Genomic DNA, 21529 nt, shown 5'->3' on the forward strand with positions numbered 1-21529 from the left:
CAACATAACAACGAGCCTTATTATGAGCGACGATCAGCGCCCCACGCCGGTTCTGGACAATCCTGAAGAGACCCGGCAAAAACTCGAGCATTGGCTGGCTAGCCAGCTCAATAGCAAAGTACGAATACCGGCCCTCAACGTCCCCGAGGGTACCGGCATGTCTAATATCACCATGGTATTTGACGCCGTCCACGACAACGCGCAAACCAGCACCACCACGTCTTATGTCGCCCGTATTGAGCCCCGGGGCGATTATTTGGTCTTCCCGGAATACGACTTGGATATTCAGTGCCGCGTCATCGAGATGCTGAGTCAGCACAGCGATATCCCGATGCCGGAGATCGTTGCCAAGGAGCTAAGCGGCCAAGTGCTGGGCAAGCCCTTTTACATCATGACCAAAACCGAGGGGCATATCCCGCCAGATATGCCGCCCTATCACATGGATGGCTGGCTGACCGAGCAGACACCGGATACGCGCCGCCAACTCTGGCAGGCAGGGCTCTCGCGACTGGCCCAGGTCAGCAAGCTAGATATTCACGCACCCGCCATAAAAGCCGTACTGACCAGTCTCGACATTCCAAAAAACCTGGACGAACAACTCACCTACTGGGAGAACTACTACCGGTGGGGCTACCAGAGGGGTGGCGAATTTTTGCCTCACGACTCGGCGGAACGCGCCCTAAAGTGGCTGCGAGTTCACCAACCTGAAGAGCAGGCCATTGCTCTGTGTTGGGGCGACTCCAGGATGGCAAACGTGATCTTTACGCCAGACAAAAGCGATGTGGCGGCGCTGCTGGATTGGGAGATGGTGGCCCTGGGCGACCCCCTTCAGGATCTGGCTTGGTGGATTTATATGGACGAGCTGTTCTGTCACGGGCTGGATTTCCCGCCGCTCGAAGGCTTCCCTTCTCGCTGGGAATCCGCGCAGCAGTGGGCGCAGCAAAGCGGCTACAGCATTGACCAACTGCACTACTATCTGGTGTTTGCCGGGTTGCGATTTGCCCTGCTGCTAGGGCGTATGTCAGTAGGACAAAACAACGAAGACAGTATCAACAGCCACTTCAGCAGCTGCTTTGAAGTGAAGTACCTGGAAAAAATTCTCTCAGAAACACCAGCCTGAGGAGCGTCAGTGATGATCAGCAAACTGGATGACTACCCCGTACATCAAACCGCCGAACCGATTGCCCTCACTGCCAGCAGCGACCGCTTCACCTATGACCGCTTCTGGTACAACGGCCACGCCAAAGACGGGAGTTTTTATTTTGGTATTGGCCTGTGCCGATACCCCAACCTGGGCATTGTGGATTGCAGTTTTAGCGTGGTGGTGGATGGCAGGCAATACGCCTTTCACGGTTCGCGCCGGGCCTCAGCCGAACCCACGGACCTGGACGTGGGGCCGTTTAAGCTGTCGATTCTTGAACCCATGGGTCGACACCGCCTGGTCATTGAGGCCAACGAGACCAACATTGAATGTGACCTGGTGTTTACTCCTAAAACCGGTGTGATCCCCGAGGGCAGACAAACCCTGCGCAACGAACGTCACTTGGTGATGGACGCCACCCGTATCGACCAGTTCGGCGGTTGGCAGGGCACCATCCGCATCGAGGGACGAGAGATCGCTGTCGACGGGGATAATGCCTTTGGCCTTAAGGATCGCTCCTGGGGAATACGCCCGGTGGGCGCCCCTTATGAGGGTGGCGCGCCGATAAACAGCTTTCAGCCGCTACATTTTATGTGGCTGCCGATTCACTGGCAGGACCGCTGCACTCTAGCTGGCTGGTTCGAAGATGAGGGCGGCTACCAATGGCATACCGATCAGGCCATTGTCCCAATTCACAGCAAGCCAGAAAGCATTGAGATTAACGACCCGGAGATGCAACTGTGGCAAGGCTGTGTCGGTCATCAGGTGAAATTAAAACCCGGCACCCGCCAGGCGCTGTCGGGAACGTTCAGGATGAACAACAAAGATGGCGAGCATCTGGACATCACCATTGAACCGGCCTTAGTCCACAGAATGAAAGGCCTGGGTTACATGCACCCCGAGTGGGGACACGGCAAATGGCAGGGCGAGCTCGCCATTGCCGGGGAGAGCTGGAATTGCGATGACGCCGACCCTTTAGCACTGGAAAACATTCACATCCAGCAGACCGTGATCGCCCGCTGCGGCAATGAAGTCGGCTACGGAGTGCTAGAGCAGCTTCACATAGGCCCCCACCAGGGGCACGGCTTCAAAGACTGGTTCGACGGTGCATAGTAGGGTGCAGAGCAGCCAGTGACCGGCTAAGCCGCTATGTCAGGGCAGGCGCTCCTCAGGGCTCTGCGGAATATCCTGAATTCGCTCGCGAATATCAACCTGCGATTCCAGTCGGCGCAGCAACCAATACGCCCCGCTCAGCGCGCGCATCACAAAGGCTAGCTCGGGAATCGGCTTAAAAGCCCGCCATTGGGGCAGCGCTCGCCGCCCAATAGCCCTGGCGTCAGGTATAAAACTCGGTTCACTGAAGTCGAAGTACGGCACCTCCAGCATGCGCTCCCGCAAAAACGCTGCGCTCTCGGCATAGATCGGCTGCAACTTATCCGTCAGGGGCGCCTCGGGGGTCGCCAACCCACCCAGCTGTCCCAGGTGATAGTGAAGGCCCTCATAGTTTTCGGCCAACACGGCATGCATCAGCGCCGCCATCGACCCGCGATGCTGCGGCGACACCCGCTTCACACAACCAAAATCGAGAAGCACGATAGTGCCATCTTCACGAAACTTAAAATTGCCGGGATGGGGATCGGCATGAACGATACCGTGCTCAAAAATCTGGGCAATCAGCCAATCCACATAGCGCGCCGCTATGGCATCGCGAAGGGGCTGGGGCCAAGTTTGCGCGACATCAATAGTCTCGCCCTCCGCAAACTCGGTAACCAGCACCCCTTCTGCACACAGCTTCCCCACCACGGCAGGCACGACCAAACCCTGCATACCCGGCAGGCCAGCAAAGAGTTCAAGGTGTTCCCGCTCACGCTGGTAGTCCATCTCTTCGGCCATACGCTCACGAATTTCTGCAAGCAGCCCCGCCAGGCTGGCCTTGTCCAACTGGAGGATGCCGGCGGCCGACAAAATCCGACCCAACTTTTTGATATCTGAATCCATTGCCGCCGCAACACCGGGGTAACGGACCTTAACCGCGACTTTGGTTCCATTTTTCAACCAAGCAGTATGCACTTGACCGATAGACGCACTGGCCAAAGGTTCCGGATTGATCTCACTGATCGCATTCCACTGGGATTTCAACCACTGCTGATGCAGCACCTCTTCCACCACCTCCCAGGGCAGTGGCTCTGCACTGCTTTGTAGCCTGGCGAGTTGCTGAGCTAGCTCAGGTGGAAGAAGATCGTGGTACTGGGAGGCCAACTGGCCCAACTTCATGGCTGCGCCTTTCAACTCCCCGAGAGTCTGATACCAGTCCTCCCCCACTTTGGCCCAATGGGCCCCCGCCTCGCTGCGGGTAAGGGTGCGCAGCATTCCGCGACCCACTGTGCGCACGCCGGCAGCAAAAATACGACGGCCACGCTTGTCCTTAACAGCCATACCGGCCATCTCGCTGGAGTAGAATCATTGGCAAAGGCTGCTCCGTACTTGTCCAAAAAAAGGCCCTAAACGGTTAAGGGTACCGGCAACACCCTACACGCCTATCACCGGTGGCGGTACTGGCTTGGGCAATACGCGCGGATTGTACCGGGATGGCGCAACTGCTCGTGCTTGGTCTTGCGCCCAGCAACGCGACGTCGCCACAGCCGAAATGACGAGGGCTTCAGGCGGCGCCGCATCAACGCAATCACCTCGCCCTCGGACAAACCGTAGTTAAATGCGATCGCTTCAAAGGGCGTTCTGTCTTCCCAGGCCATTTCGATAATGCGGGACTCGTCTTGCAGAGTCATTGCCATCCTCCGCCTTTAATCAAGTATTTTCTGCGGCAGTAAAAATCTACGAGAGTTTGGTCGTCGTGGATCGCCACAAGCGCAGGCAGTGTCGCTATCACCGCGCAGCCCCACGGGGATGAGCTCGGTGGCCCTGTGGAGTACTACTTTAGCTGTGTGTCCGGCGGCGCAGGCTGTACCGACAGTGGTTGGGTGAGCAGCAGTGATTACACAGCGGACAACCTCACCGACGATTCCAGTTATGCCTGGCAGGTCAAAGCTCGGGATCTCAGTGGCAACGATACAGAACTCGCTGCGACCACCGATGCAGCTTCGCAAACCCACTCTGCACTAACGACACCGTCCAATGCTGTGGCGACTGATCAGGGTAATGGCAGAGCTCTAATCACCTGAAGCGACAGACGACAATGAAGATGGCTTTGAGCTGCCGCATTTCGTCACCGCCCTTGTTTCGACACCCTGCCAACCCCCCGTAGCGTAACGGCCACCCTCAGTGAGACACGTGGGTCGCCAAGCAATCCGGAACACTACCCGATTTGTGGTATCGCGGTTTTAGCACAGAACCCGCAATCTTTAGCGCTGATAAAAAGGCGAGGTATCCATGGCGCTGATCCACCACATCGACCACCCCTTTGTAGAGGGCGTCCGGCTTGGTCGCGTTAACCGCAAAGGCCAGTACAACCTGATTACCTCCTGTATTGTCTATCGGTTGGGGAATACCACCATCGACACCGGCCCCCCAAGGGAATGGCAACACCTAAGAGGCTTTCTGGAAGGTCAAACGGTGTCCCAGGTTGCACTCACCCATCATCATGAAGACCACAGCGGTAATGGCCATCAATTACAAAGGCAGTTTGGCTCCACCATCTACAGCCACAGCAACAATCATGAGCTGCTGTCCAATGGCTTAAAACTGTCACCCATTCGTCGCGCCACCTTCGGCAACGTCAAACCTTTCACCCCCAACCCACTGCCCGCATTCATCGAGACCAACTGTGGCAAGCGCCTTCAACCCATTCACATGCCCGGCCACACCAACGATCTGGTGTGCTATCTTGAGCCTGATGAGGGCTGGCTATTCACCGGCGACCTGTATGTATCCAGCAAGCTCAAATACATGACGGTGGCAGAGGATGTGGGCGACTGGATCAGCAGTCTGACGGCAGCGCTGAACCTGGACTTTGACACACTGTTTTGCTCCCACCGAGCAGTGGTCAACAATGGCAAGGCCGTACTTGCAGAAAAGCTGGCCTTTTTTCAAGAAATGAAACAAAACGTCTACACCCTCTGGCAGCGGGGCGACTCACCCAAGCAGATTCGCAAACGCTTGTTGGGTAATGAGGATATAATGTCATTAATGTCCGGCCTGCATATGAGCAAGCAAAAAATCATCGATTCCTGTCTTGATGATTTGCAAGGCCAATGAATTGCAGCCAGCGACATTAGGGACATTTTTGGGAATGAGTGGATAATATAGTGAAAATCTACGCCGCCGTACTGAGTCTTGTCGTTGTCACTATCCTACTCAAGGCATTCTACCAGCCGTCCGACGTGCGAGAACTAAACGCCCTGCTCGCACAACAGGAACAACTCAAAGACTACCCCTATCAGTTCCGTGTGTTGCAGATCGACAACGGCGTCGCTGTAATTAGCTCTCCTCGGGCAGCGGGGGTTTCTGTCCCCGCCATCGTTAAAGTCCTCGACCCATCTCTGAAAGACTTGCCTATCACTGACGACCGCATCTTCGAGGCACAGCGCCGCTTGGCCGAAATACAATCTGCTGTCGGAAACCTGGTCGAGGCCAGCCCCAATGTATCGCGGATAAGATGGAAACTCGACGAGGAGTGGTTGCGTAACCACGGTATTGCCTTCCCCCACTAACTCATTGATGCCAGCTCCCTGCCAAGGTCATTCTGCGGCAAATGCCTATTGATTGACTATCGTGATATTGAGAGCCTGCAAAGCCATAGAGTCGAATAACCTTTGCACATGCCTGCGAATGCCACGAGCCAGACGCTGGATGCCAAGTCGCGCCTACTTAAGGAAATAGCAACCAGCATACGGGATGGCAGCCTGGAGCTACCCAGCCTGCCGGACATTGCTATTGAGGTGAGAGTCGCGATCAGCAAGGCCGATCTCGATATCAACAAGCTCGCCCGGCTCATCCAGCAAGATCCCGGGCTCGCCGCCTACTTGATGAAAGTCAGCCACAGCGCGGTGTACAACCGCGGCAACCCGGTAACTAGCCTGACAATGGCGGTCAGTCGCCTGGGCCTCAACACCACCCGGGATCTCACCATGAGTTACGCGCTCCGGGCGCTATTTTTGATCAACGACACCGGGGTAAAGAGGATGCTTCGTCAGTACTGGCAGCGCAGCGTACACACTGCCGCATTGGCCCACACTATGGCCAAGCGGTATGGCTTCAACCCGGACCGGGCCATGCTGGCTGGACTACTTCAGGATATTGGTGCGCTTCCTATTTTAGCCAAACTTAAATCTTACCCAGAACTTTTGAATGCACCGGCGGACACTGAACGTCTGCTAAGAGAATACACCGGCAAAATAAACGGCTTGATATTGCACGCTTGGCAGTTTGATACCGAAATGAAAATAGCGGCGTTGAACCGAGAAAACTGGATGCGAGACAGCGACAACTCTGCCGACTTGACCGACCTAATATTGATTGCTCGCTATCACACTTATCTACACAGCGGCAGTCATAAGACATTGCCGAAGCTGTGGGATCTACCGGCTTTCAAACGGCTAGGGTTGGAGGACGTCGACCCAGCTGAAGGAATCGCTTTTCTCAAGGAAGCTGAGCAGGAAATTGAGGACCTGCGCTGCACGCTGCAGGGGGGATAGCTTCCTGCGTTCAATCACTGAGACGAATAGTAATCTGCCAGAGCTTCAATATCGGCGTCAGTAAGCCCCATTGCAGAAGCGGCCATCACTGCAGCCATGCCGGTTTTCCGCTCACCGTCTCGATAAGCCTTTATTGCTGATACCAGATACGCCTTATTTTGCCCCGCCAACTTTGGATAGGCTGGCATGATGGGTGCCGCTCCAGCCTTACCATGGCAGGATCGGCACAGCGCTTCTTTGGCAGGTGCTTCTGCAATCGCTGTCAGTGGTAATACTGCCACGGCTGTAAGAACGACTCTTTTCATCACTGAAATCATCACAACTCACCACCAAAACAATAAACAGAAAAAAAGCGGTCATCATAGTGACCGCAAGCTAGGGTAGACAGGTTGCAGTCGCAACCTGGAAGGGAACCTGGGTAGAGTCTCTTCACAGCCCGTCGCTTTTTTATACTGGGAGCCAATAAAATTGGATCACAGCGACAGAGATAGTTCTAACTCTTCTACACGGCTGGCAGCACTTTCCTCAAGCTCAACATCAACTGATGACAGCTTTCCCCAGACATGTGATAAGGGCTGAATTCGCCAGTTGGAGAATAGCGCATATAGAGTGATCGCGTTTGCTCGGTCTCGGGAAGATAAGCCATTTCCCACTCTGGGAAATCCCTCACCTCGATCTCTCGATAGTCCAGTAGTAGAGGCTCTTGATGGCGGCAATCATTAAGGATCCTCTGATAAATCTTGTTGATATTTGACCGCGAGCCTTCCAGGCATTGTAGGAAGTATCGATGATTAAAATACAATAATCCCGTTATCGAATGCTCACGGTTGTTGTGCCTGGCCGTTTCAAGAATGCCAGATATATCGTCGGGCGAAAAATCGTGGGTTGGTACACTGGTGTATATTAGACGCGCTAGGTACATAAGTGGTCCCTCCAATACGTCAGGTTTCTACGTAATGGTTTCTACTTCAGAACCAAAAGAAACCCTGCGACTTATACGTATTGCATCGACAGCAGAATACCCACCTCGGTCTAGCAGCACTTATCTTGCTTTTAGAGCAGCACCGGAACCATCAGGCTGACGATGGCTACACTGCTTAAGGTGCAGCGCAGGCTGAGGTACCAGCGCGGCAGGGCATACCGGTAGTAACGGAAAACGTCGTATGCCCAAAGTGTCGCCAGGATGACAGAGAGTGTAGCGAGGGATTGATACACCGGCATCCAAACAGTAAAGGCAGTCGCCAGTGCGGCGACCATCCCCAGCATTGCATCCGAAAAACGGGCCACCGTGAAGGTCCCGCCCCATAAGGTGCCGGCCATAAAAGCTGCTATTGCTACACCGTAACTGTGTAGTGCGACTTCGCCGGTCAGCCCCATCCAGCTGCCACCCACGAGTGCGCCGAAGGACGCTACTACAAAGGGAAGGGACCCTAAGCCGCCAGCGACGATATACCAGAATGGACGCAATGTGGGTGAGGAGTGCTGATCGCACACAGTAATTCCTCGCTACAAGTGTTACGGTGCAGTTACGTATTTTCCCAACAAATGGATTGTGTAAACGTATTAATAAGTAGCTGTGATCAGGAGAGATAAAAAATAGCCTGGCTTTAAGATTCAACACCAAAAATAACACATCAACTAAGTCGCAGTAGATTAGTGCACACTGGCCCTCTACTGGGGCGCCTTATCGCTGCATTAGTGTCAGCGAACTTCGAAACCGTAACCAATCCCAAAAAAACCAATTAAAAACAACATGTTGCAATCTTCCCGCGCACGACCATGCAATCCAGGAGTTTTGGCAAGCCCTTTGCTTAGTGCTCAGTGAGGAGGACGACTATCAGGAGAGGAAGTCCTCCATTGCGCCAACCGCTAATTACAATGAGGTGCCAGAATGCTGGTTGTAGAGATTGTACTCAATGGATTCGTTGCCGCCCGGCCCTGTCCGGAATACCGCAATGATCAGGGTCGCTTTGACAGGGATGCAATTCGCGATCACTTTATTTCCAAAGGCTATCGCGTAGGTGAAGTGCGCGGCATTGCCGAGATTACCCCACCGCCACGAACTAGCTGAGTGCAACGGGTCGCCGGTAGCCGTCTTTAGTCGAACGCGCCATATAAAATAGGCGACTCAGGCGGCGTTGGAATGGGCGACCAACGATTTTGGAAGGTGTATCGCAGATACAGGGACAGGTGATTGGGCTCGTAGAAATCGGCTCTCTGAATATCTCCTGCAACCCCGATATACCATTTTGCCGCGATACGCTTTTCGATGGCAGCTTCTACACTAAAGCCGTTGCCGCCACCGTCACTGCTTTGGCCCGGCAAACCCAACGGCGCATCTTCCTTTTTTTGGGAGCGGGAAACACTGGCTCCTATTAAATAGGACCAATCATCCCGCCAACGGCCAAATACCCTCACAGGCAGTGACAGTGATAAATACTGCTGAGGACTGTAGTAACCGCCATGCCTCAGGGTAAACTCCTCCAGGTTTTTGTCATACTGCATATGCAGCACATTAACGCCCAGGCGCCACTGCAGGTCGTCGCGATTAATAACCCGCCAGTAGACGCCTCCCAACGCCGCGAAGCGATCGTTGTCTTCCACTCTTTGGCCGGTCAACTGGTGATACTGCAAACTCCACCACGCTCCCAACGCACGCCCCCGATCGAGGCTGAAGCCCAGTTTGGCACCAGAGCGCACCACGCCGCCCCACTCTGCCCCGGGGCGGTTTCTGGCAGTCGCTGGCACCGCCATACCCGCGTAGGACAGTGTGGTGCCCATCTCAGGTCGACGAGATAAAACGGCGCTCCACCCCAAGCCCAGCAGCGACCCATTAACGCCGACACCGCCTACCCAGGCTTCCTCCTGAAATCCGATAGGCGTAGTACCTAGGTCGAACCACCAATTTTCAGCTTGCCAGCCGACTCCGAGTGCAACGCCGCGATCTCGCACGGAAAAGGGCAGGCGATCAACACCATTACCCGCGTCGTTAGCTTGCAAGTAATTGACATTGCCGGAGTGGACATCCACCACATCCAAGCGCGCGATCAGATGTCCAGACAAGGAAGGGATAGGTAACTTCAGCTCCACCGGCACCTGCCAGCGCCGCTCCCGGGACTCACGCTCACTGAGATCGAGTGCTATTTTGACATGCCCATCCACTCTGGCTCGCTGTCGGTCCACACTGGCTCGCAAACTGTTACTTAGCCAGTCACTCCCTAGCTGTCGGTACAGTTTTTCGGTATCGGCATGTTGCTCAGCCAGGTGTGTCCGCATTGCTCGCACAGTAAGTTGCTCGGCGAGCTGCCACTGTGCTGCCGATTCCGCTTGCAAAACGCCATTTCGCAGTATATAGGCCGGCGCATTGGGCTTGTCGCCCAGCGCTCGTAACGCTTCCAGCTGTAACTCAGGCCGCCCCATACGATCGGCCTCCTCTGCCAGGGACACCAGCTCCACCGCTGATAGTGACGGCAATAACTCCAACAATGTTGCCAGGCTTTGGGGATTCGCGTCCGGATTGCCCGCGGCCTGGCTGGTTCGCAATACGCCCAGCAAGGCCGGCACCCTATGCGGTCCTGGACGCTGCGCCACTTGATGGTAGAACGAATATGCCAACACGGCTTTACCTGCCGCCTCGCTGGCCCGAGCGCGATTGAATTGATGGCGACTGCGCAACTCGGTGAATGCCACTTGCTCTGCCGCCGAGACATTGCGCCGATCCAAACCCAGAAACCACAGCTCAAACTGGCGAAAACGGGACAAGTCGATTAATGCATCACCATAGTCGAGATTGGTTTGTAGAGACCAATCGTCAGCTGGCGTTAGCCTGTCAATCACCGCCCCCGCACGCTCCATCTCTCCAGCTGCCAGCCAGATCTCAGCTATGCGCAACTGGGCCTCTTCTTCATCGGCATAGTGCTGTTCTAGTTGATCGAGCTGTCGACGCTGGGCTTCGGTCAGCGAACCCTCCCTAGGCACTGATAAATCGTCAAAAGCTAAATCGATCTGCCAACGCGTCAAACTGCGAGTCATCGCCGCGCTGCGCTCGGCCTCTGGCACTCGACTTAACACGTCGCGGGCCGCTGGCAGCGCCCCGTTGGATGACAAATACAGTGCGTAGGCAAACTGCATTTCTGTATTGAGAGCATCATCGCCCCCACGCCCGTCCGCCCCAGCCCAGCCTGCCATTAATTGGTCTGCCCACTCGGGCTCACCAGCCTCCCGTAAGGTCATGGCCAGGTGACGCCGCTGCCAGGGAGAGAGTGTGGCGCCTTGCTGAGTCGCGGCAAGCAGTGCCTTGGCACGGTCGACCACTTGCTCAGGGTTAGCATCGGCATCCACAGCCAGTGCCTCCAGCTCTGCTAAATGCATTGCCAGCTCGATAGCGTCTCGCTGGGGAGCCAAGATACGGCGTTGATTGGCAGTGAGAGATTCTAGCCAAGCCAACGCCGCCACACGTCCTGCGGTTTGTTCACGCAGACGGAAACTACCTCTGAGTGCCGAGGACGATTCGGCATCTAGCCGCAATGCCTGCCAGTAGTAGTCCAAGGCATCGGCACTGCGTCCCTGTGCCTCGGCCCACCCCGCATAAGCAATCCAAAGACTGGGATTATTGGGCTGCAATTGGTAGAGCTGATCAAGTCTCGCTTGGGCGGCTGTAAACCGGCCGGCATCAACTAACTTCGACACCTCCTTTAAGCCCCCCCAAAACGCCGCCGTCGCACTAAGAGTACGCCATTTGCTGCGTAGATCTGGATCGCGATTAACCTGCAGGGCCCTCTCGAGTAGCGGGTAAGCTTCGTCTTGTCGGCCCAGCCTGATTAATGCCAGCCCTAGATTCCCTAGCACCAGCTCGTCATCGGGACGGCCCTGTAACGCAAAACGCAGCGAGCGCTCAGCCGCCACGTTGTCACCGGCTTCAAGCTGAGCGATACCGCGCTTTCGGGCTCGATAGTGAGGGTCCCGCAACCGCTCGCGCTCCTCATCCCGGGCAGTCAGGGCCCGCTGCAGCGCCTGCTGAACGGCCAGGTCCCGCGGGTAGCGGCGTGCCAACAAAGCATAATCGTCCAGTACGCTGGGGGTGGGGTCACGGGCGGCGAGCTGCTGCAACCAGTCCCCGGCGGCGCGGCGACCCAATCCAGGGCCCTCTGCCAACTTGCGATACAGCGCCCACGCTTGGGCTTCAGTGGCAGCCCGCCGGGCATAATGATTGGCCAGCGCCAGTTCAATGTCCGGAAAGCGGGGGTAGCGCCGGTTCAGGGATTCGAGTTGACGACGGGTTTGCTCCCAAGCTTGGCCGGCCCGCCCCCGCAGTAGGGTGATGTCGAGCTGTAGCCGCAAGGTCGGCATACCTGCCGGGTATAGATCTTCGTACAGTGATAGCGCCTCATCGAGCCGCCCCGCGGTAGCCAAAATCTGAGCCTGCTGCAGCTGCTGGCGTTTTTCAGTTTGGCTATCCAGGTAGCTCTTCAATTGTGTCAGCCGACGCTCGTCTATTGCAGCGTCCCGAGCTACTTGATAAGCAAGCTGGGCATCTTCAACGCTTTCTTCACTAAGGGCATAGTAGGCGCGGTAAAAAAGTACATCCGGGTGACTGGGGGCCAAGGCATTGGCTCGGGCCAGCAAACCCGCCATAAGATCCAAACGGCCACTAAGCTCCGCTAGCTGAAGACGGCGCACGATGTCTGAGATATCGTCACCATCTGGTGAGAGAGTTGATGTTTCAACGGCAGGTTGGGCCGGAGATACCGACACCTCAGCAGGCTTGCTGTTTGACTCATCAAACGTCTGCGAGCTTTGCCACCACCACACGCCCGCCGCCACAGCAAGCAGTGGCGTGAAGCGAAGTGCCGTCCAACCGTCTAGCCGCATGACGGTGCCCAACTAGCCGCCTGCAGCTGGCCAGATTCCTCAAAGAAAAAACGCTGTTCAAGCCACCCGAGCCCGAACAAGCTCAGCACCCGATTGTAATAACCGTCGTAGCGTTCCGACTCTTGTTTACTTCCCCCTGTGTTAACCGGCCAGGCATCATCGACACGCTGCCGGTGGTTCGCCACGGCCTCGGAATAGTTGAGTTGTTTCATTAGAGGTAGAACTGCCGCGGAAAATCCATAGGGGCCGGCACCCTGCCGCCGGCCGCTAACAGTATCGATTCGCTCTGGTACTGGAAGCTCACGCAACGATAACGCCATGGGCTGCATGGCGTTCAGTAGAGGCTGTCGAAGTGGATGAGAATCTGCCAGCATTCCCACCCAGAGATACACCCGAATGGCATCGTAACTACCTATACGATCTGGCAAGGTCCGCTGCCATGCTCCATTGTCAAAGCGAATCCAATCTGGCGCCGCCCCCCGGGGCTGGAGCGAATCGAGTAGCACCCTAGCACTGCTTGCACGCAGCGCCGGCCAATGACCGGAGGGGAATCGTTCTGCCAAGTAATCTAAGAGTGGCGGGGCAAGATAACTGGGGTTGAGCCGTACCGAGCCAGACTTACCGGCAAAACCTTCAGGACCAGGCAGCAGCACGGTCCCCAGGTCCTCGACAGAGTGGGCCTCTGCGCTGGCAATTCGTCTGACCAACAAGTAACCCAAGCTACTATAGCGATGAGATTGCCATCGCCGCCCCGCTTCTAGGAGCGCGTAGCTCATCCATAAATCGGCATCACTAGCGGCATTGTTATCAGCGATATGGCCCTGGCCGCCAGACGACTCGACCCACAACCATGCAGGCAATTGGGCGGTAAGGTCACCCCTAGCCAGATGCCGTTCCGTCCAGTTAAGAATCTCATTGAAGGCGCGTCGATCATCGGCCACCAGGGCAAAGAACAAACTGTAGGCCTGACCTTCCGAGGTGGTGCGCAGCTCCTGCGCCCGCTTCTCAAGGACCTGCCCGTCACGAATATGCTCTGCCTTGAACTGCTGCCAGCGCGGCCACTCACACAGCTCAGTGGAGGCGCTTACGCTCCCACTGAGGCATACACCCACAATTAGCCACTGCAATGCGCGATGCATTTACGAGTCGTTACCCTGCTTGAGACGCCGCGCTGCATAAACAGCCAGTATCCGCCACAGCGCTAGCGTAAGCAGCACGATAAGCAGTAAGGCCATAAAGGCAAGCAATACCGGATGCTTGGAAAAGTGGAACCAGATTAATTGCAGTAGCGGCAGCTCACCCACGTAGTAGTTATCGCCCACATGGAAGCTGGCAACCCGATCACCCCGTATGGTGACCACCGAGCCAAACATATAGGGCAGCTTACCCGAGTCCCGCATCGCCACGCCGACATCGAGCAAATCCTTGGGCTTATCGGCGACAATCGCCACCACACTGCGATCCGCCTTAAAGGGTGACTCCATGCCCACTATGGCGGCAAACGCGCCCTCGGCGCGGAGGCTCACCTGATCCACCGGCGCACTGTCTTGCGTCTCGCGTTCGGCATTGAGCCGGCCACTGTCGTTGCGCAGCGGTCGACGTAATTGCCGCTCAGCGTTCTCCACAAGTAAATGCAAGTTATCGTTATTGCCCACCTTGCCGCCAAGTCCCGGTGCCACATCAATCAGTAAAAGGTTCTTGGCTTTGACGTCATCGCTTTCAAGGTTGTCAGTGACAGTCATGGCCAGCCCCGGGTAGCCGGTGCTGGCGCCGATAAAGCCACTGACGTCCAACAATGACTGCACAACAGCAGGCCCCGGCTGAGGCGGAACCACCATCGCGGTATCGGCGAGATCCGCCAGACGGGAAAATGGAAAGCCTGCGGTGACAAAGGCGTGTAGGTTGGGCATTTCTATATAGTGGGGAAACCCAGTGAAATCGATGGTGGAATCCCCGGTGATCGCCGCCTGGTAGCTGCCTGCTGGCACCACACGGCAGCTACCGTCCACCTGCGCCGAGAAGGCAAACTGAAAACTAAGACGATTGCGGGTGCCCACTCTGAAGGCGGGAATCCGCACCCGGTCGCCAGTGCCCACTAAGCCGTCATCCAACAGCGGTACCCGCAGCTCTTTTTCTTCGCCGTCAATACCTCGCGGCGTGAGATTAAACCCTTCCACAAACTGGTTATTGACGAAAAAATTCATCTTGGAGCCAGTGGACTTTCCCGCTGTCGGCGAGTAGCGATAGCTGACATCCAGCGGAATGCCGCGGCTCTGCCAAGTAAAGAGATCGGGCGGGACCTGCAGTGAGATATTAACTGGGCCCGGTAACCGCCCACTGACTTGCAGTTCGGTTAGGTCGTTGACCAACTCCCCCAATTTCACCGGCCTGTCAGTGCGCACCCAGTTGGGCGCATCGTAGGGTTGGCGGGGCTTAAGTTGGTCCACACTGTTAATTTCTGCCACCTGGCCGGTTAACAGCGACTGCCCCAATGCAAGTCCCTTAACGGCCGTTATCAATTGACTGTCATCGCGCCCCTGAATCAAAAGTAGTTTGACATAGGGGTTGTCGGGATGACTGATAACCTGCAGGGTTGGCTTATCGACCTGGGGGAATTCCGCGAACGCCCGGGGGCGCTGATTATTGGTCATCAACACGATGCTGTGACGCTCTGGCAAAGTATCAATCTCCACCGGGAAGCTGGCGCCCCGCCATGTCGACAAGGACCCAAAATAGGAGCTGGTTAACGCCGCCGCGTGCACAACCCCCAGCGAATAATCCGACGGAAGCACCACCGGCAATTCCAGCGCCGTAAAATCCCGCTCATCGAAAAACGGTGCCGGCAGCAACGCTAAATCATTGCGCAAGCGCCGCTTCTTTACCGACAGCAACACCTCACTGGACTGGCTGAGCTCTGTCCAGATAGTAGGCTCATCTGGATTCCAGCAGTCGTCAGTGAGATGACCGATTAATTCCACCCTCACACTGTTGAAGTCGCCAAAATAGCGCGGATCGAGAGAGACACGGGACTGGCGACGCTGGCCAATGTCAGCCTCAGAGAAAGGGATCGACCCCATCAACTCATTGTTGAGGTAAACCTTTAAATGCGAATACACCGCGCGAAGCGAGGGCGAGACAGTGTAATCAAGCAATAGCTCAGCTTCATCGACGGTCTCGTCTAGGCGAGAGCCAAAACCTAGGAAGACACTACTTTCACTGCCCTGTAACTCCAGCGACTGCTGGTGACCTAAATCTGCAAAACTGAGTCGGCTTTGGTAAACCGGCACCGGCTCAGCACCGTCAATGGGCTCGGCAGCGAAAGAGAGTGTCGCCATTCCCGCCAGTAGCACCGCTGCCACTGCCCCGAACGCCATCGTGCACCGAGGCAAGCTCAACCGTCCTTTCATCTTCATACTCCCACCGCCTGAACCGGTACCGGGCGCAAACTAGCCAAGCCCGTCGTTACACGCTGGTACAGCCGGTAAAGCTGCGGCAGCGGCGCGGGTCCCATACTCACCATACGCTGATATCCTCTCACCGCAGCGCTCAAAATTTGCGCAAAACTCATCCCTGGCTGATCAGCCCGATAGTTATCTTTCCAGCGCACCCACAGGTCGCCTCTGGCAAATGTGCACTGCACATAGTTTATCAACTGCTCATTGCTCAGCTGCCCCAGGCGAAAGCCAATGACATCGTCATTGGCGAAAACCTTCTCCACTGGAAAAGCAAAGCGCTCGCTGCCACGCTCCAGCACCACCTGCATATGGCGCTGATCGCGCATTAGGTTCATATCCTCCACCGCAACTCTGACGCCACCCAGAGAAAAATCCCGCAGGCTGCCATGCAGCCGATGACCCGATGTCAGTAGAATTGAAGCGGGGATATCCACCTCCACCCGGGGCGCACTGCGCACCTGCTTCACTTCGCGTGCGACGGCCGCGGCAGCCCCCAGCAACATCATGTTATAAACCACCCACAACATATTGATGATCACTGCTGAACGCTCGATCTCGGCCCCTGCCGCTAGCCGGTAGCCCCCCCACACCAAACCGGCCAAATTCAATAGCACCAGCGTGATATAGGGCTTGGAGATAACCCAGTCGTAGTATTCCTTCTCTACCTTGCCGCCCTTTGCAGTCACGTTGAATTTGCCCTTGTGAGGCGCAAAAAGCGCCACGGTTGTCGGCCGAGCTACGTACCAAGCCAATACCGACTCATACACCTCTCCCCAGAACGAGTAGCGATACCGCCCCTGAATCAATGAATTAACCACTGACGAGTGGAACATATGGGGGAACACATACAGCAGGATCATCACCGCCGGTGCGTAGATCACGTGGACGTGCAGCAATAGAAAGACCAGCGGTGCGGTAAGAAAAATCAAACGCGGCACCCCCGCCAAAAAGTGCAACATCGCGTTGAAATAACACAAGCGCTGTTGCCATTTAAGTCCCGGCCCAACCAATGGATTGTCGATACGAAGTATCTGAGCCATCCCCCGCGCCCAACGAATCCGTTGGCCAACGTGAGCCGATAGAGTCTCTGTGGCAAGGCCCGCTGAAATAGGCGCCCGCAAATACGCTGAGCGATAGCCCCGCCGATGCAAACGCAGCGACGTATGGGCGTCTTCAGTCACCGTCTCTACGGCGATTCCCCCAACCTCTTCCAATGGCTTGCGACGGATAACCGCGCACGAACCACAGAAAAAACTGGCGTTCCACATATCGTTGCCATCTTGAACCAAACCGTAGAACAGGTTTCCCTCACTCGGTACTTTTCTGAAGTTGGCCAGATTCCGTTCAAACGGATCTGGTGAGTAAAAGTGGTGAGGAGTCTGCATCAACGCCAATTTGGGGTCGGCCAAAAACCAGCCCATAGAGACCTGAAAAAAGGCCCGGGTGGGGATATGGTCGCAGTCGAATATCGCAACAAATTCGCCATCGGTGTGCTTTAGCGCATAGTTAATATTGCCCGCCTTGGCATGTTCATTGGTTGGACGCCGGATATAACCCACGCTCAACGCTTCGGCGAACTCTTTAAAGCTGTCTCGCTTGCCATCATCGAGGATATAGATATTGAGTTTACTTTTCGGCCAATCAATGCCCAGCGCGGCATAGACCGTCGCCCGGACGACTTCCAGGTCTTCGTTGTAAGTTGGAATAAACAGATCGATGCAGGGCCATTGGGTTTCATCCTCCGGCAGCGGCACCGGACTGCGATTCAAAGGCCAGATGTTCTGGAAGTAACCCAACACCAGGACTACCCAAGCGTATATCTCGGCAAACAAAAGCAACAATCCAAAGGACAGGCCTAGGGTCTCATCCCAGTTAAGCGTGGACGTGGTCCGCCACCAGATATAACGGGTTGATACCACCAGCGACAGGACGATCAGCAACATCATCGAAAAACGTCCGGGCATTTGCCGCAATACGATGGCCAGTCCCAACAAAGACGCCACAAAAACGGCCTGCGCTGCAAGGCTGAATGGTACGGTAATACACAACAGCGCCAGCACAATCACCACGGCGATCAGAACTATCTCTACCACCCCGAGGCGCAGAGATTGCATCGCGGCAGCCTCCTCATCAGGCACCCGGCGCCAGGCCAATCGCAGCAAGCGCCTCACCGACAGACGAAGCCATGCCAAACTGTGAAAGAGGAAGTGATGGGTACGGCGCAGCGCCAGACGATAGGCTGGTCGCGGTGACGAGCTCGCAGGTTTAGGCTGACGAATAAATAACAACCATACGCTTTGCACCAGGAAGCGAGGCAAATCGATCAAGCTAGGGTGGTTAAAGTTGATATGGGGAAACAGCAACAGTGGCCAACGCCACATATCAACACCACGGATAGCGGGCTTGAACATGATCAATGCAATCACCAACCATGTTCCGACCAACAAGCGCCCCATGGTGTTGTAATCCCGACCATCTCGCCGGTACGCGCGAAACTGAGGCTCAAAACGCTGCGCTGCTTGCGAGGTCAAAAGCAACTGGAGGATACCGCTTTCATTGCGCTTGCGGACCATCAACGCGACTCCAGTTGGCTGCGACACCAAACGCCCAATGCTCGAAAATCCGCCGCCAATTGGCTAGCCGGGGCATGGCTGATTACACTGCGTTGACAGGCGGCCGCTTCCGGGGCCGATGCATCTTCCGGCAACACCACTGGCACCATACCGCCGTCAAACTCATACCGAAGCACCGTAGCAATGTCGCTATCAATCATGCACTCGGGTCGATAGCGATTCAGTAATTGCACGTCCCCACTAGCTGGCAAGTTACGATGCAGTGTGGCGTAGCTGCGCGGATCTGCTGCGATTACCCAGATCCGCAGCACTGCAGCATTCGTCGCGGCCTCCGCCACCCGCTGTAGGCTTGCGGGGAAGTGCTCCGGTAAGCCAGACGGCCCATCCAAGATCACCGTATCAATATCCGCAATATCCTGTCGGCATATCCGCGCAACGATATCGGCATCAGACCCGTCCAAATTAGTGAGATCTTCCCGAGACAGTTGGCCGAAAGGCAAAATCCGCCGCCCATCATCACTTTGCCAAACCGCATCGCCAATCCGTTCTCCAGCAACAACAGAGGCGGCCCAGCCTCCGCGATGCAGAGGATCGACACCGAACTGCAGGGTGAGAAGGTTGGCGGGATTTAAGTCGATGCATAAGGTCCGACAGCCCAACAGCTCCAAAGCATGGGATAGATTGGCAACCACCGTAGTAGCACCAGCGCCGCCGCAGAGGCTGTTAACTGCCACAATCTTCAATCACTATCCTTAGTCATACTCTGGGTGTCATCGCGATCGGCGGTCAAATCAGAATGCCCCTCAGGGCTACAGCGAGCCAACAGAGGCCACTTGGCGACGGCGTAGCGATAGCGCGTCAGGGAGGCAACCTCTCGGTAAGGCAGATCACTGTGACCAAATGCACGGTATAACACTCTGATATCGTCGCTTTGCTTGGCCATTGACCCACTCTTCTCTTACACTAAGCTCCTAGATTACACCACGCGCATCATAGCGTGAATAGGTGCATTGGTGTGGGATTGAGACCGCGGCAGAACCGTGCTCTCAACTTCTTTCTGGCGGCATGTTTCACAGATAGGGGGGCTAAGGTCATTCGCGTCGACACAACAGTGCAAACATCACTGCCGGTAGACAGTAGTGAACTGCTACCCGGAAAGCTATACGCACTGCTGTGCCAAACACAGCCGGATGCGCTGTTGCTACTACAGCTGTTTTCGCAGGTCGATGCCCCCCGTATTATCGTTATGCAATCTCACCAAAGCCTCGCTCTTGGTGGCCTCTCTAAGGGACAATCTTCTCTAGTACGGAGGTTGATGCTGAGTAGTGAAAGTAGCTGGTTTTGGCCCGATACTGAGCAAGGCGATACCACCAGGGACTTCGATTCATTGCTTGATGAGGTCAAACGCCTACATCCCCGGCACGGCCGCCACATTTTGCTTTGCACGCCCGAATCGGCCTTCGATGGACTCACCGAGCAGTCATTGGAAGTACGACTGGAGGCTTTTGCAGAGTGGGCAGACAAACGCGACGTCGCCGTACTGTTCTTAATACACGGCGAATTCAATCATTTGCGCAGACGCTTGATTGCCAGCCACGCTTTATCTGGCGCAGCGTTTTGCCAATCCGTCGACGACGCCCACCTTAGCTACCACCTCCTGCATTGGAGCAGCGGCGTGGGCGTGCATGCAGACCGCGAATGGCTACTACAGCACAACGCCGACGGCGAATTAACCGCGCTCCACGAGATAGGGGGAGAGCGCGGCGATGTCCCTAAAGTTCCGAAGACTGGTAACCTCGCGAAAGCAGCAACTGTGCCTCAGCCCGGAGCGGATGATGGCATTATCTTCGCGACTAAAGCTTCGGTGGCAGACGGTGGCGACAGCTCTCTATTACCCCCGGAATTTGCGCCACTGGCAGAAGACAACGCGAGTCTGCTGGCACAGCTCGCCGACGTGCAAACCGCAACCATTGTACTGGATTGTGACAGCCTCGAACGCGCCAAGGAGGTTGGGGCCCAGTGCTACCAGCTGCGACGTCGATACGGAGCAGGGCTCAAAATTGTCGTGCGGGAGACACAGGATAGCCTGCGCTACGCCGAGGAGCATTATTTGCTACTGGCGGGAGTAAACCTGTTGGTTCCGCACTCGGTGGTATTTTCACTGTTTTTGACTCAACTTGCAGCGCTAGAAGGACAGTGGTTTTACCGAGACATCCCCGCAAATTTGGGTGCCCTTTTGGAAAGCTGGCCTCGCTACGCGATACTGGGTTATGTCGACGCCAGACTGTTTGTCGATCAAAGTCGCAGCGCCTTTGACCAAGCCATTAATTCAGACACCGACAGTGTGCTTGTCCAACTGACCCCTGCACGGGATATTACCGATACAGATTGTTTACCGCTATGCCAACTGCGACGTACCGGCGATGCCGTTACTGCCGTTGACGGCCAGCTATACATGCTGTTCCGGGCCTGTCGACTCAGTGATGCTCACATCGCCCTGAAAAATAGTTTCTCTCTACCGGTGAGCGAGCTATTCCGTTCCTATCAGTTTTTTACAGAGAACGACGAGGTGGAGCAGGTACTAGGACGGATAAACCAGGGCGATACGTTTATCGACAGCACCACAGGACGTCGTCTTATGCGACCGGGCAGTGGCGACCCGTCCGTTAACACCCTCTCGGTAACAGGGCAGAGCTTTACAGCAGGCTACGCTCGTCTTAGCCCTCTGCCGCTGGATTAGGATAGATCTGAATCACAATGGGCTTAAACGCATTTTTAGTCACCGCAGCGCCTTGTTTAGTCGCCGGAATCCTCATCGGTATATTCATGAGGGATATC

Annotated in this window: 19 protein-coding genes; 8 read left to right on the plus strand and 11 right to left on the minus strand. The window is 55.7% G+C overall.

Annotation, left to right across the window (positions count from 1 at the left end; all coding sequences use genetic code 11):
- Positions 1–22: 22 nt before the first annotated feature.
- Together I6N98_RS15915 and I6N98_RS15920 are read left to right on the plus strand one after the other, a co-directional pair.
- The gene (locus I6N98_RS15915; protein ID WP_198569306.1) at positions 23–1120 is read left to right on the plus strand and encodes a phosphotransferase family protein; all 1098 of its coding nucleotides are present in this window, start codon (positions 23–25) and stop codon (positions 1118–1120) included.
- A 12-nt stretch (positions 1121–1132) separates the two neighbouring features.
- On the plus strand, positions 1133–2254 hold the full coding sequence (locus I6N98_RS15920; RefSeq protein ID WP_475630835.1) for an Rv3169 family protein: 1122 nt from the start codon (positions 1133–1135) through the stop codon (positions 2252–2254).
- A 39-nt stretch (positions 2255–2293) separates the two neighbouring features.
- Here I6N98_RS15920 and I6N98_RS15925 read toward each other — a convergent pair whose 3' ends face one another.
- Positions 2294–3577: an ABC1 kinase family protein gene (locus I6N98_RS15925; RefSeq protein ID WP_198569308.1), complete on the minus strand. Its 1284-nt coding sequence runs from the start codon at positions 3575–3577 to the stop codon at positions 2294–2296.
- Between the two features lie 104 nt (positions 3578–3681).
- Entirely contained in the window at positions 3682–3927 is a 246-nt protein-coding gene (locus tag I6N98_RS15930) for a TIGR03643 family protein (RefSeq protein ID WP_232787374.1), read from the minus strand.
- Between the two features lie 135 nt (positions 3928–4062).
- Between I6N98_RS15930 and I6N98_RS15935 the strand changes: the two genes are divergently transcribed.
- The 4 genes from I6N98_RS15935 to I6N98_RS15950 all read left to right on the plus strand — a co-directional run bounded on the left by I6N98_RS15935 (position 4063) and on the right by I6N98_RS15950 (position 6792).
- Positions 4063–4320, plus strand: a complete 258-nt coding sequence (locus I6N98_RS15935) for a hypothetical protein (RefSeq protein ID WP_198569310.1) — start codon at positions 4063–4065, stop codon at positions 4318–4320.
- Positions 4321–4528: 208 nt separating this feature from the next.
- The gene (locus I6N98_RS15940) at positions 4529–5353 is read left to right on the plus strand and encodes an MBL fold metallo-hydrolase (protein ID WP_198569311.1); all 825 of its coding nucleotides are present in this window, start codon (positions 4529–4531) and stop codon (positions 5351–5353) included.
- 50 nt (positions 5354–5403) lie between these two features.
- Entirely contained in the window at positions 5404–5808 is a 405-nt protein-coding gene (locus I6N98_RS15945) for a hypothetical protein (protein WP_198569312.1), read from the plus strand.
- A gap of 108 nt (positions 5809–5916) precedes the next feature.
- The gene (locus I6N98_RS15950) at positions 5917–6792 is read left to right on the plus strand and encodes an HDOD domain-containing protein (protein WP_198569313.1); all 876 of its coding nucleotides are present in this window, start codon (positions 5917–5919) and stop codon (positions 6790–6792) included.
- A 14-nt stretch (positions 6793–6806) separates the two neighbouring features.
- On the opposite strand, the gene I6N98_RS15955 is transcribed toward I6N98_RS15950, so the two are convergent.
- The 3 genes from I6N98_RS15955 to I6N98_RS15965 all read right to left on the minus strand — a co-directional run bounded on the left by I6N98_RS15955 (position 6807) and on the right by I6N98_RS15965 (position 8286).
- Positions 6807–7109, minus strand: coding sequence for a c-type cytochrome (locus I6N98_RS15955; protein ID WP_232787742.1), 303 nt, complete (start codon positions 7107–7109; stop codon positions 6807–6809).
- Between the two features lie 185 nt (positions 7110–7294).
- The gene (locus I6N98_RS18850; RefSeq protein WP_198569315.1) at positions 7295–7714 is read right to left on the minus strand and encodes a BLUF domain-containing protein; all 420 of its coding nucleotides are present in this window, start codon (positions 7712–7714) and stop codon (positions 7295–7297) included.
- 131 nt (positions 7715–7845) lie between these two features.
- A complete protein-coding gene (locus I6N98_RS15965) occupies positions 7846–8286 on the minus strand; it encodes a DUF3429 domain-containing protein (protein WP_198569316.1) in 441 nt (146 codons plus the stop codon).
- 397 nt (positions 8287–8683) lie between these two features.
- Between I6N98_RS15965 and I6N98_RS15970 the strand changes: the two genes are divergently transcribed.
- Positions 8684–8863 (plus strand): hypothetical protein, encoded by a 180-nt coding sequence (locus I6N98_RS15970; protein WP_198569317.1) that lies wholly within the window; start codon positions 8684–8686, stop codon positions 8861–8863.
- 26 nt (positions 8864–8889) lie between these two features.
- Here I6N98_RS15970 and I6N98_RS15975 read toward each other — a convergent pair whose 3' ends face one another.
- From I6N98_RS15975 to bcsR, 6 genes are read right to left on the minus strand one after another with little or no spacing between them, the layout of a single operon-like run.
- Positions 8890–12663: a cellulose synthase subunit BcsC-related outer membrane protein gene (locus I6N98_RS15975; RefSeq protein ID WP_198569318.1), complete on the minus strand. Its 3774-nt coding sequence runs from the start codon at positions 12661–12663 to the stop codon at positions 8890–8892.
- Positions 12654–13802: a cellulose synthase complex periplasmic endoglucanase BcsZ gene (bcsZ, locus tag I6N98_RS15980; protein WP_198569319.1), complete on the minus strand. Its 1149-nt coding sequence runs from the start codon at positions 13800–13802 to the stop codon at positions 12654–12656. The genes I6N98_RS15975 and bcsZ overlap by 10 nt, the downstream gene beginning before the upstream one ends.
- A complete protein-coding gene (gene bcsB / locus I6N98_RS15985; protein ID WP_198569320.1) occupies positions 13803–16070 on the minus strand; it encodes a cellulose biosynthesis cyclic di-GMP-binding regulatory protein BcsB in 2268 nt (755 codons plus the stop codon).
- 2 nt (positions 16071–16072) lie between these two features.
- Positions 16073–18691: a UDP-forming cellulose synthase catalytic subunit gene (gene bcsA / locus I6N98_RS15990; protein ID WP_198569321.1), complete on the minus strand. Its 2619-nt coding sequence runs from the start codon at positions 18689–18691 to the stop codon at positions 16073–16075.
- Entirely contained in the window at positions 18691–19425 is a 735-nt protein-coding gene (gene bcsQ / locus I6N98_RS15995) for a cellulose biosynthesis protein BcsQ (protein ID WP_232787758.1), read from the minus strand. The genes bcsA and bcsQ overlap by 1 nt, the downstream gene beginning before the upstream one ends.
- Positions 19426–19430: 5 nt before the next feature.
- On the minus strand, positions 19431–19634 hold the full coding sequence (gene bcsR, locus I6N98_RS16000) for a BcsR/BcsP family cellulose biosynthesis protein (RefSeq protein WP_198569323.1): 204 nt from the start codon (positions 19632–19634) through the stop codon (positions 19431–19433).
- 168 nt (positions 19635–19802) lie between these two features.
- On the opposite strand from bcsR, the gene I6N98_RS16005 reads away from it, so the two are divergent.
- A complete protein-coding gene (locus I6N98_RS16005) occupies positions 19803–21431 on the plus strand; it encodes a BcsE family c-di-GMP-binding protein (protein WP_198569324.1) in 1629 nt (542 codons plus the stop codon).
- Positions 21432–21529 lie beyond the last annotated feature (98 nt).

It is taken from the genome of Spongiibacter nanhainus (assembly GCF_016132545.1).
In the GTDB taxonomy this organism is placed as follows: domain Bacteria; phylum Pseudomonadota; class Gammaproteobacteria; order Pseudomonadales; family Spongiibacteraceae; genus Spongiibacter; species Spongiibacter nanhainus.

Coding starts and splice junctions, on each gene's coding strand:
- I6N98_RS15975 (WP_198569318.1), bottom strand. CDS start 12,663: ATGCGGCTAGACGGTTGGACGGCACTTCGCTTCACGCCACTGCTTGCT.
- I6N98_RS15925 (WP_198569308.1), bottom strand. CDS start 3,577: ATGGCTGTTAAGGACAAGCGTGGCCGTCGTATTTTTGCTGCCGGCGTG.
- bcsA (WP_198569321.1), bottom strand. CDS start 18,691: ATGGTCCGCAAGCGCAATGAAAGCGGTATCCTCCAGTTGCTTTTGACC.
- bcsZ (WP_198569319.1), bottom strand. CDS start 13,802: ATGCATCGCGCATTGCAGTGGCTAATTGTGGGTGTATGCCTCAGTGGG.
- I6N98_RS15920 (WP_475630835.1), top strand. CDS start 1,133: ATGATCAGCAAACTGGATGACTACCCCGTACATCAAACCGCCGAACCG.
- I6N98_RS15955 (WP_232787742.1), bottom strand. CDS start 7,109: ATGATTTCAGTGATGAAAAGAGTCGTTCTTACAGCCGTGGCAGTATTA.
- I6N98_RS15930 (WP_232787374.1), bottom strand. CDS start 3,927: ATGACTCTGCAAGACGAGTCCCGCATTATCGAAATGGCCTGGGAAGAC.
- bcsB (WP_198569320.1), bottom strand. CDS start 16,070: ATGAAAGGACGGTTGAGCTTGCCTCGGTGCACGATGGCGTTCGGGGCA.
- I6N98_RS18850 (WP_198569315.1), bottom strand. CDS start 7,714: ATGTACCTAGCGCGTCTAATATACACCAGTGTACCAACCCACGATTTT.
- bcsR (WP_198569323.1), bottom strand. CDS start 19,634: ATGGCCAAGCAAAGCGACGATATCAGAGTGTTATACCGTGCATTTGGT.
- I6N98_RS15940 (WP_198569311.1), top strand. CDS start 4,529: ATGGCGCTGATCCACCACATCGACCACCCCTTTGTAGAGGGCGTCCGG.
- I6N98_RS15915 (WP_198569306.1), top strand. CDS start 23: ATGAGCGACGATCAGCGCCCCACGCCGGTTCTGGACAATCCTGAAGAG.
- I6N98_RS15970 (WP_198569317.1), top strand. CDS start 8,684: ATGCTGGTTGTAGAGATTGTACTCAATGGATTCGTTGCCGCCCGGCCC.
- I6N98_RS15950 (WP_198569313.1), top strand. CDS start 5,917: ATGCCTGCGAATGCCACGAGCCAGACGCTGGATGCCAAGTCGCGCCTA.